Here is a 10,273-nt window from a genome sequence, read left to right on the forward strand (position 1 = left end):
TATGTACAGCAAAGATCAACAGACCCTAGGGCATGAAGCAAAGATTTCTTCATCTATACGTACAAAGTCGAGATCTTTTTCTGTTTTCTCTATCGCTTTTTTACACGTTGTGTATATTTCTGGGGCGTGGGCTTCAAGCGCTTTTAAAAAAGCGCTAGCCTTAAACATGAACATACCGCTGTTCCAGAAATACTCGCCTGAACGAACGTATTCTGTGGCGGTAGGTATATTAGGCTTTTCAACAAATTCACTTACATCGAAGCCAATATTAAGTTTATTCCCAGCTTTAATATAGCCGTAGCCTGTATGCGGTTGAGTAGGAACAATACCGAATGTAACTAACTTACCTTGTTCAGCTAAAGCCTGGGCTTCCTTTATCTTCGACTGAAATGTATCGCTATCTTGAATCAAGTGATCAGCAGCTAAGACGAGTAGAACTGGGTCATTATCGTCTTCCATAGCTTGAAATGCTGCCAGTGCGATTGCTGGTGCTGTATTTCTTCCTACAGGCTCTAACAGTATATCGCTGTTATCAACACTGATTTGGCGCATTTGCTCAGCAACCAGAAAACGGTGTTCTTCATTACAAATTATAGATGGTGGTAATGATTCGATTCCGTCGAGTCTCAGCACAGTGTCTTGAATCATAGTTTTGTCAGAAGTAAGAGACAAAAATTGTTTAGGTAAAGCAGCGCGAGACTTTGGCCACAAGCGGCTTCCCGTTCCGCCTGCAAGAATAACTGGCTTCATTAGCGTTCCTTGATTTATAAAATGCTTTTACTGTTTTCAGTATACTGAGTTATGAGGAAGATAAAAACGGTACAGCATAATAATCACAACCATCACTTTAAAGCGTTAATCAATCTAACCCCATACGCGGGAAAGTGTTCGTCCTTCGTTAATATTTGCAACCCTTCAGCTTGAGCTTGTGCGATCAGCATTCGGTCAAATGGATCGCGGTGGTGCATTGGCAGTCTTCCTGCTTGCTGGCCGTGGAATAAACTGATAGGTAATGCGCTAAAACCTAATTGTTCGATAAGCGACTCAATATCATCTGGTACCGTAAGTTTTCCCAGCTGCTGTTTAATCGACATCTCCCAAACCGAAGCGGCACTGATATAAATGCCATTTTCAGTATTAGAGATATGCTTCTGAGCATTAGGACCTAATTGCTCATCTCCGCTCATCCACCAAATTAAAACGTGGGTATCTAGTAAGATTCTTTTCATTACAAACCGAACATATTTGCTATATCTTCGTTAACCTCTTTCGAGTCGAAGTCTTCGGTTGCATGAACTTGGCCTTTGAATTGCCCAAACATGCGTTTCTTTTCTGGTTTAAAGGGCACTAGCTTCACTGCTGGCTTTCCCGATTTGGCGATAACAACTTCTTCACCCGCCTCAGCCCGTTCTACAAGCTGGGATAACTTACTTTTTGCCTCGTGCATATTGGCTTGCATACAAGCCCCCTGATAAACTTAGCTAAACTTAGCTAATATGGTAGTTTAAAAAAGTAGCAGTTGCAACGATGGCTTTAGCTCATTTGTGTTTAACACTAGTGGCATAAAAATTTGATACTGAAATAAACAGAATATCTGTCGTGTCGGTAATGCTTATTCTTTATCACCAAAGGACACTCACAAAAAACTTCCCAAACCACAAAATTCGAAATAAAATCCGCGCCAATTCAACCCCTGCCATTAAGCCTCAAGCTTAATCACACCCGGCGGGGAAGAAGCATGCTTTAAATTGTGGGGTCAGAGTCGTTACTCTGACCCCACTGCTAACTGCTTATAAGTTATCAAAGCTTACAAGCGGTAAAGTGAGTTCATGCTACCTACCATATACCGCAGCGTGAACTTCGTTTCGTTTAGTTTGCTTTTATTAGCGGAGTCGTTATGAATAGGCTGCGTGAGCTTTCCAGCCAAGTGATGGATGTTTACCAATCTCTTTCTCAAGAATTCAGCGCATATCAATCAAGTCAGTCATTAAACTGTGTTGAGAAATGCGGCGCATGTTGCAACAAACCCGACATTGAAGTGTCGCCTTTAGAAATGCTGCCATATGCACTGCATCTGTTTGATACAGGGCAAGCCGAACAAGTATTCGATGAGCTTCAAAGCTATAACGGCTTTGCATGCAAGCAATATCAACGCTTGAGTTTGGACGGTACTGAAGGCTATTGCGGAATTTACGAATACCGCCCCGGGATTTGCCGTATGTTCGGCGCTGCTGGCTACAAAACTAAATCAGGCAAAGCAACGCTTTCGGTGTGCAAACCAATAAAGCAAGCCGTACCTGAAAAATATGCGGCCGCGCTTATTGCTATTCAGCCAGCATGGGGTCAGAGTCACGACTCTGACCCCATGTCTACCATGTCTATATCGAGTAGCAAACCACCAATGATTGCTGAAGGTAGGCAAAGGCTGGCGCAACTGGATTATGAGTTAGGCGATAAGCTTATGCCTATAAACGATGCGCTCCGCTACATACTAGAAAAAATACTTACACTAAGGTTTTATTCACAAAATATAGATGATGGCGTTGCAGCGTAACATGCAGTAAGCATGGGGTCAGAGTCATGACTCTGACCCCCAAGTACTTCACTGATTCCAAAAACTTCGCTGCTGAACTTTGAGCCTGAATTTCAAGGTACAGGATTGTACTCCGCAAAAGTCCACTTATCATCGATAAGTAATAACGACTAATCGGAGCTATAGTATGGCAAGAAGGAGAAGGATTTCCCCAGCAGGTTTCCCTGTACATGTTATTCAACGCGGCAATAATCGTTCTAATTGCTTTCTAAGTGAAACAGACTTTATTGCTTACGTAAAATGGCTCAATGTCTACGCGAAAAAGTTTAATATACATATACATGCCTGGGTATTGATGACAAATCATGTGCATTTACTTTGCACACCTCAAGAAGATAATAGGGGGGTAAGTGCAATGATGCAGTCAATCGGTCGAATGTATGTAAGAAGATTTAATGCAAAATATGAGCGTACCGGAACATTATGGGAAGGGCGTTTTCGTTCCTGTGTAGTGGATTCAGAGAAATACTTAATGACTGTGTCACGCTACATTGAGCTCAATCCAGTAAGAGCTGGCCTGGTGAAACACCCAGCTAAATATAAGTGGTCAAGCTATCATCGCAATGCGCGTGGGGTTCACACCTCATTATGCACTGAGCACCCAATATATACATCATTAGGCACAGATCCTGAAGCACGGCAAAAGTCTTACAGCGCACTTTTTCATGACGAACTTTCAAATAAAGATATAGAGCGTATTCGAACATACAGTCAAATAGGTAAGGCGCTTGGCTCAGAACAGTTTAAAACGCGACTACATGAAGCATTGGGGTCAGAGTCCCGACTCTGACCCCATAACTCAGAGCGTCACGCTAAAATTTCGCGAGCCGAGGCAACAATCGCTTCACTTATCGTGTAGTCGGCACGGCTTTTACCGGTAATGGCGTAGTATCTTTCATTAAGGGTATTGGCGTTACCAATACAGTGCACGCCGTACTGTTCTTCAACGTGCTTCGAAATAGCAGAAGGTGCGCAGAATACGCCGAAGTCCTCACTGCCAAATAACTTCAGCAACGCGGTATCATCAAACTCAGCAACAATTTTGGGGTAAAGCTGCTCGGCTTCAAGCCAGCTTGTCAGCGCTTGTCGTATTCCAGAAGTATTACCTTGAATAAGCAGCGGCATTTGGTTTAAACAGTCGGGGAACTGTAACCCTTCACTTAGGGGGGATTTACCAAAAAAGCTCAAAGAACTTTCCCCTAGGAAGAAGCTATTTGCACTAATTTGTGTGCCAGGCGCAATGCCTCTGTCGGCAACAATAAAGTCAATTGCGTTAATGGCGAGCTCTTTTAATAAACCGTCAAAGCTATCTTCTTTTATAACGTACTTTACTTGCGAGAATTTACGCATGGTATCGTGCACAAAATCGTAAAAAAGCACTTTTGGAATTCCATTTGTAATACCTATTACGAATTCTTTCGTATTCACTTCATCGCTATTGTTAAGTATTTCAGCCAGTTGGTTACCCTTGTGAAATATTTCACTGGCATACTGATAACTTACTTTACCCCGTGCATTTAGGTACAGCCGTTTGTTTATTCTGTCGAATAATGAATAACCCAGCTGACTTTCAAACGTGCTAAGTTGCCCGCTTACGGTTTGCGGGGTAACGTGGAGTAACTTTGCGGCTTTGGCAATGCTGCCTTCGCGTGCCACAAGATAAAAATAATAGAGGTGATGGTAGTTTAGGTGATGCATACTTAATTAAGACGCTAAATACTATTAAATAATAGAGCTTCGAGAAAAAGTACTCTGACCCCATTATTTATAATGACAATTATTTTCGATGAACTATTAAGAATATAACAGATTTATTCTAACTAACCATTGCAATACACTATAAGTGTTGTTTCATAGACTCGGTAAACAACGCATAACTGATTTTTTAAGCTAGCGGTATATTGAAGACATAACTATGGCTAAACCAATAGATTTACGTAAAACGCGAAAAACACTTTTTTCGTTACTAAGACCTGAGGCTGGCTTTTTTTGGGTTGCTATCGCTTATGGCGTGGCAATCAGTTTGATGACACTGGCAGTACCTATTGCCGTACAAACGCTAATTAATAGTATCGCCAATATTGGCTCTACCCGAGCAGTCATCATACTGGCCGTTATTCTTTTCCTTACTCTGTTTATATCAGGTGTATTCAGCGCCCTTCGTATGCGCGTTATGGAATTTTATGAGCGCAAGGTTTACGCGCGTCTTACCGCTGACTTAGGGCTTAAAACCATCCTTGCCCCGCATAGTTTTTTTGAAGGTCGCCAGAACGTGAGCATTACGCAGCGTTATTTCGACATTATGACGTTTCAAAAGAATATGCCTTCTCTCATGATCGACGGTTTCGCATTGGTATTACAAATGCTGGTGGGTTTCACATTGGTTTCTTTTTACCATCCAGCCCTTTTCGCATTTAACGTAGTGCTTCTTCTAACCATGTACGCCGTATGGAAAATTTGGGGCCGCGGCGCTAAGCGTACCGCCATTGAACTTTCTCACGCTAAATATGATTCAGCAAAATGGCTACACGATATCGCGACCGCTCATGAGTTTTTCAAATCTGCCGATCACGTCGAATACGCCGGCCGCAGTACCGAAGGCTACATAAGCAACTACGTTAAGAAACACAAGAGCCACTTCCACTACACCTTTTCGCAGGTGGTTATGTTCCTACTGATGTATGCCGTAGCAAGTGCGTCATTATTAGGTATAGGTGGTGTGCTTGTCGTACAAGGCGAGCTGTCTATTGGTCAGCTCGTTGCAGCTGAGCTTGTTATGTCAGCCGTATTCTTCGGTTTGTCGCGTTTCACTCAGTACCTTAAACTATATTATGAACTGTATGGTGCCGCCGAAAAGCTGGGTGGTGCTTTGGCTATGCCTCAAGAAGAGCTAAATGCTTCAGAGCATATACCAGCATCGTCTAAACTCGTTTTTAACGATGTAGAGTTAAAACATGGTAATGATTCCTGCAACCTTAATGTGGTGTTTGAACCAGGCACGAAATACTTTGTTACCACTGACAAAAGCTGGGTTCAAAAACAATTACTCGGTTTATTAAAGCAATACGACCGCGTTAAATCGGGCGATATATTGTTGGGGGAGCTTAGCCTAAACGACTACGACACCCATGAACTAAGGCAAGCCGTCACTATATTAGACCGCTCTTTAATTATTGAAGTATCTATAGAGCGCTATCTAAAACTAGCTCATCCACAGGCAACTATTGCCGATATACGTGCTGCGCTTGAAGAAGTAGAAATGACGAAGGTTATCGATAGCTTGCCTGAAGGTTTGCAAACTAAAGTGTCGGTATTGGGCGCGCCTTTGCAACCGCTTGAGTTCTTGCTGCTTAAACTGGCCGCCGCCATTATTGGGAAACCCAAACTTCTTATATTAAACCAGCACTTTGATGCTATACCCATAGAGCTGCGGACACGATTGCTTAGACGCCTAAGCAAGTACGACTTTACTGTAATGTATTTTACAAATATGCCAATACCAGATTGCTTCGAGGGTGTATTGCACTTACACGACAATGCCACCGCCATGTTAAACGAATATACAAATGGTGAATCGCCGGTTGCCAGCGTGAAAGAAAGTACTAGTGCTATGAATGCCCAGACCAATAGCGCACAAAAAGCTGATGTTCAAAAGAACGATGTGAAAAATAACAAGGAGGACAAGTAAGTGAATAACGCAGAACGTCGCTTTCTAGATAACATTACTTCTTTGCCTGCTTTGAAAGTACCTAAGCTACATCGCGTTATTACTGGAGTAATAATCTTCTTGGTGCTGGCCGCTGGTTTGATACTGTACTTCACCCCTTGGATCCAAACCGCCTATGGCACGGGTGTGGTCGACTCGCTCGACCCGAAAGACAGAACTCAGCCTATCAATGCCCTTGTCGATGGGCAGGTAAAAAAGTGGCATGTGAGAGAAGGTCAGCAGGTAAAAGCGGGGGAGCCAATCGTCACGCTAATTGATATCGATGCCCAGCGTCTTGAGAAGCTGCAGTCTCAGCTTTCGGCAGCGAACCTGAAAAATCAAGCTAATGAAACGGCGGTAAGAAATGCCGAAAACAACTTGGCGCGGCAAAAGTCATTGCAGGAGCAGGGCTTGGTATCACGCAAAGAAGTAGAACAAGCTGAAATCAAAGTACAGGAACTAAGGGCAAAAGCTGCAGCGTCGGTATCTGAAATAAACGAAGTAAGTATGACGTTGTCTCGCCAATCTACCCAGACTAAGTTTGCGCCGGTAGACGGCACAGTGGTGCGTTTGCTGTCGGGGGGCGTGTCTACCTTCGTTAAATCAGGGGATATTCTAGGTCAGTTCATTCCTGCCGATGCCAAGCGTAGTGTACGGGTAACGGTTAGAGGTCTAGACGCACCGCTAGTAAAACCTGGCGCGAAGGCACGTCTGCAGTTTGATGGTTGGCCGGTTTTCCAGTTTAGCGGGTGGCCAGGAAGCGCAATAGGAACTTTTGGCGGTGAAGTGGTATATGTAGAGCCGGTAGCCAACGCAACGGGCGATTTTAATGTTTGGATAAAGCCTGATGAGTCAGATATTCCATGGCCAGCTGAAAGCTCTGCTCGCCTAGGTAGCCGGGTAAAAGCATGGGTACTATTAGAAGAAGTTCGTTTAGGTTATGAAATGTGGCGACAGTTAAATAACTTCCCACCGTTACCCACACAGCAGCCATCTTCAGGAGGAGCGAAGGGCTCAGGAGCGTCAATATGGTAATGCGCAGATTGTTTTTTACTGCAATTGCTCTAGCTACCTATATAGATGGGAGTGCATCTGGCGCATATTCGCAGACGCAAAATAGTCACCAAGTGCAAACTCAAAGCGCTAGACAGGCGCCAACCATTGAAGCGTTGATTAATAGCATGGTGAATTATCACCCGTACGTGCTGGCAATTAACGAAGGAAACTATCAAGCGGCAGCTGAGCTTGAGATAGCAAGAAGCAGTTTCGACCCCTTCATTGAACAGAAAACGAAAAGCCGGGTATCGGGTTACTACGATGGGACAAACCTCACACAACGTTTTACAAACCCTATTGAAGATTTTAACGGGGCAGTATTTGGTGAGTACCGGATAGCAGGTGGAGACTTTCCAAGTTATGAGGGGGATTACGATACGCTATCGGGCGGCGAAGCTAGCGTGGGTATTGCTATGTCGCTGTTACAAAATCGAGAGATAGATAAGCGTAGGACTGAATTGCGTAATGCAGGGTTGGCTACGTCCCAGTGGCAGGCATTAGCCACAAGCCTGATTAACGGCTTTGTCTACAAAGGCGTAAGTGAATATATTGCATGGTACGAAAGTGCATCACAAATTCAAGCGGTTACCGAGTTACTTGATACGGCGTCTGAACGTGAAAAAGCGTTGGTTACTCGAGTGGAGAAGGGCGACTTAGCCAGTATTGTGCTTACCGAGTTTAAAGCCAATTTGCTTCAACAGCGTTTAACATTGGCCGAACTTAAACAAAAGCGCGACATGCACGCGCAAATGCTATCTTTTTACTGGCGTTCACCCAGTGGCGATATGTTAGCAATTAATAGTGAGCAGCCGCCTAGTGAAATAAGCTGGCCCTACTGGGTTGGCAACAGTCAGCTGGTTACGCTTCGCAATGCACTGCGTAACCACCCTGAATTAGACGTAATGAAGTTGGAACAGCAGGTGGTACAAAATAAGGTAGCGCTTGCTGACAATGCATTACTACCAAAGCTTGATCTTACCGCGTCTATTGCTAGAGATGTGGGGGCGGGCTCGGAAACACTGGAGGGCACAGAAACGAAAGTAGGTTTGTCGTTCTCTTATCCGCTAGGCAATAGAAAGGCAAAAGCAGAGCGAGCTCAACTTCAGTCAAAGCAAAGGGAGCTTGCACACAAGCTAACATCCACACAGCAAGCTATTGAACAACGGTTCGAACAAGCCCTAGTGTACTGGTCGCAAGCAAAAGACATTGTGGCATTGCAAAGCGAAAATGCGGCATTAGCAAAAACCTTGTCTAAAGTAGAAAGAACACGCTTTGACGCAGGTGATAGTGATATGTTTGTATTGAATGCGCGAGCTCAGAACGAAATTAAGGCGAAGATCAAAGAGATTAAAGCTAAGGTCGACTTACTAAAAGCAGAGCTGATGCTTTATAAAGAGGCCGCCATGCTATATTCATTCGAAAGTTAAAGGTTCTTATTAACACAGATTTTTGATGAAAAGAGCAGGGCAAACTCCGCTTGCCATTAGCGACTATAAATCTTACGGGCATAAAAGAGATGATAGTCGCTTAATAGGTAGTAGCCTTTACAAATAGCATAGCCACGATAGTAACCAACAAAGCAGCGACTAATAGAGTGATATAAAAAAACGGCGTACTGAGCTAATCAATACGCCGTTTTTTATAAACTTAGTTTTTAGGGCTTAATTACCTAATGCACTATTAACGTCGTCCTCGCTCAGTCCGGCAGACATAGCGTACTCTTTTAACTTATCTTGAGAGACGCCTGCGTGTTGTGCAGTATTTAATATACGCATTACTTGTTCACGCTGCTGGGCCGACTCTCTTACAGCTGTTTCAACTACCGTTTCCGCTTCGTTTGGAAATATGGCTAAAAGTGCGTCTACTACATATTCGCCAACAAAGGGCACTGCATTTAGCGCACTAGTCATAATGTCGACGATTTTGTTTGGATGCTCTTTAGATAATGTTTGTACAATACTATCTGCCGCATCGGGTTGAGTTAATACAGCCACGCGCACAATCTCACCTAATTCTTCAGGTGTGGACACGGCCGCTGCTTGTACCACAAAGTCGACATAAGTAGGTTCTGCTTTAATGGCTAACTGAACAATGTTAGGGCAGCTACTCACTTCTTTCTCGATAGCCAGCTGAACAATTTCTTCAGTTGAGGATGGCTGCGCCGAAATGGCTGCAAAGATTATTTCTCGGTATTTGTCAGGATAAGTATCTAGTGCAATATCTACGATAGACACTATTTCCTGCGGGTAGTGACCAGCAATAGAACTAATAGCACGTCCTACAGACATGGTTTGATCAACTTGACGTTTTAGAAAGGCTGTTTGAAAGCGATTCGACTCTTCAACGGATTTTTCTACACTCGCTGAAGTGGATGGCTGAATAACTTCATCTGAAGAAGTGTCTTGCGCCATTGCCACGTGACTAACTTGAGAAGCTAGTAGTGCTGCTGATAGCAATGTAAGAGTTCGTAACATAAACCCACCTTTATAATTATTGCGTAGTCAATTTCTGACACCACCAGTATTAATACATTTATAAAGAACACAAAGCATAGGTCATTTACGCTTATATACATTCTTATACGTATTCCTTTACGCAAGCCTTAATATCTATCGCTAATATTAAGCATTTATATAATAACGGCAGGATCAAATACTACTTTAAGAACTACTACTTTATAGGATCTGAATTCCCATCCTATTAGTAAATAGTCCATATTGTCTACTAATTATCACATTTGAATGAAAAATAGACGGTTAGTTCAGTTTTTTCATCTTTTTTAAAATAAGTGTTGACGTGAGCGCTCATTTCCCTAAAATGCGCATCCGCTTCGGGGGGAAAGCAAAACAGCTAACCAAGCGAAGTGAGTCTCTACTACCTTTATAGGTCAGTAAAGACGGGAGTTTAGAAGAAACGCT

9 protein-coding genes and 1 pseudogene are annotated in these 10,273 nt (G+C 43.3%); 5 read left to right on the forward strand and 5 right to left on the reverse strand.

Annotation, left to right across the window (positions count from 1 at the left end):
* Positions 1 to 27 precede the first annotated feature (27 nt).
* The 3 genes and pseudogenes from ACX5KA_RS03775 to ACX5KA_RS03785 all read right to left on the reverse strand — a co-directional run.
* Positions 28 to 750 (reverse strand): annotated as a pseudogene (locus ACX5KA_RS03775) (mannose-1-phosphate guanylyltransferase); the annotation flags it as partial.
* A 92-nt stretch (positions 751 to 842) separates the two neighbouring features.
* The gene (locus ACX5KA_RS03780; RefSeq protein ID WP_458730451.1) at positions 843 to 1,229 is read right to left on the reverse strand and encodes a type II toxin-antitoxin system VapC family toxin; all 387 of its coding nucleotides are present in this window, start codon (positions 1,227 to 1,229) and stop codon (positions 843 to 845) included.
* On the reverse strand, positions 1,229 to 1,459 hold the full coding sequence (locus ACX5KA_RS03785) for a type II toxin-antitoxin system Phd/YefM family antitoxin (RefSeq protein ID WP_458730452.1): 231 nt from the start codon (positions 1,457 to 1,459) through the stop codon (positions 1,229 to 1,231). Before ACX5KA_RS03785 ends, ACX5KA_RS03780 begins: the two co-directional genes overlap by 1 nt.
* A gap of 438 nt (positions 1,460 to 1,897) precedes the next feature.
* Here ACX5KA_RS03785 and ACX5KA_RS03790 point away from each other — a divergent pair, with 438 nt between their 5' ends.
* Positions 1,898 to 2,554: a YkgJ family cysteine cluster protein gene (locus ACX5KA_RS03790; protein WP_458730453.1), complete on the forward strand. Its 657-nt coding sequence runs from the start codon at positions 1,898 to 1,900 to the stop codon at positions 2,552 to 2,554.
* A gap of 166 nt (positions 2,555 to 2,720) precedes the next feature.
* Complete coding sequence (locus tag ACX5KA_RS03795; protein WP_458730454.1) at positions 2,721 to 3,383, forward strand: transposase; 663 nt, start codon at positions 2,721 to 2,723, stop codon at positions 3,381 to 3,383.
* Between the two features lie 17 nt (positions 3,384 to 3,400).
* Here the strand turns inward: ACX5KA_RS03795 and ACX5KA_RS03800 are convergent, their stop codons facing one another.
* Positions 3,401 to 4,291, reverse strand: a complete 891-nt coding sequence (locus ACX5KA_RS03800; RefSeq protein ID WP_039222084.1) for a LysR family transcriptional regulator — start codon at positions 4,289 to 4,291, stop codon at positions 3,401 to 3,403.
* A gap of 217 nt (positions 4,292 to 4,508) precedes the next feature.
* Here ACX5KA_RS03800 and ACX5KA_RS03805 point away from each other — a divergent pair, with 217 nt between their 5' ends.
* From ACX5KA_RS03805 to ACX5KA_RS03815, 3 genes are read left to right on the forward strand one after another with little or no spacing between them, the layout of a single operon-like run.
* On the forward strand, positions 4,509 to 6,281 hold the full coding sequence (locus tag ACX5KA_RS03805; RefSeq protein ID WP_202941833.1) for an ABC transporter transmembrane domain-containing protein: 1,773 nt from the start codon (positions 4,509 to 4,511) through the stop codon (positions 6,279 to 6,281).
* Complete coding sequence (locus ACX5KA_RS03810; protein WP_202941834.1) at positions 6,282 to 7,334, forward strand: HlyD family secretion protein; 1,053 nt, start codon at positions 6,282 to 6,284, stop codon at positions 7,332 to 7,334. It abuts the gene before it with no gap.
* The gene (locus ACX5KA_RS03815; RefSeq protein WP_039222079.1) at positions 7,328 to 8,782 is read left to right on the forward strand and encodes a TolC family protein; all 1,455 of its coding nucleotides are present in this window, start codon (positions 7,328 to 7,330) and stop codon (positions 8,780 to 8,782) included. The genes ACX5KA_RS03810 and ACX5KA_RS03815 overlap by 7 nt, the downstream gene beginning before the upstream one ends.
* A 234-nt stretch (positions 8,783 to 9,016) precedes the next feature.
* On the opposite strand, the gene ACX5KA_RS03820 is transcribed toward ACX5KA_RS03815, so the two are convergent.
* Positions 9,017 to 9,829, reverse strand: coding sequence for a hypothetical protein (locus tag ACX5KA_RS03820; RefSeq protein WP_458730455.1), 813 nt, complete (start codon positions 9,827 to 9,829; stop codon positions 9,017 to 9,019).
* Between the last annotated feature and the right edge of the window lie 444 nt (positions 9,830 to 10,273).

The sequence above is a fragment of the Alteromonas alvinellae genome (assembly GCF_902705805.1).

Excerpts from the sequence above, each read along its gene's own strand:
- ACX5KA_RS03795 (WP_458730454.1), top strand. The coding sequence starts at position 2,721 with ATGGCAAGAAGGAGAAGGATTTCCCCAGCAGGTTTCCCTGTACATGTT.
- ACX5KA_RS03820 (WP_458730455.1), bottom strand. The coding sequence starts at position 9,829 with ATGTTACGAACTCTTACATTGCTATCAGCAGCACTACTAGCTTCTCAA.
- ACX5KA_RS03780 (WP_458730451.1), bottom strand. The coding sequence starts at position 1,229 with ATGAAAAGAATCTTACTAGATACCCACGTTTTAATTTGGTGGATGAGC.
- ACX5KA_RS03815 (WP_039222079.1), top strand. The coding sequence starts at position 7,328 with ATGGTAATGCGCAGATTGTTTTTTACTGCAATTGCTCTAGCTACCTAT.
- ACX5KA_RS03790 (WP_458730453.1), top strand. The coding sequence starts at position 1,898 with ATGAATAGGCTGCGTGAGCTTTCCAGCCAAGTGATGGATGTTTACCAA.
- ACX5KA_RS03800 (WP_039222084.1), bottom strand. The coding sequence starts at position 4,291 with ATGCATCACCTAAACTACCATCACCTCTATTATTTTTATCTTGTGGCA.
- ACX5KA_RS03785 (WP_458730452.1), bottom strand. The coding sequence starts at position 1,459 with ATGCAAGCCAATATGCACGAGGCAAAAAGTAAGTTATCCCAGCTTGTA.
- ACX5KA_RS03805 (WP_202941833.1), top strand. The coding sequence starts at position 4,509 with ATGGCTAAACCAATAGATTTACGTAAAACGCGAAAAACACTTTTTTCG.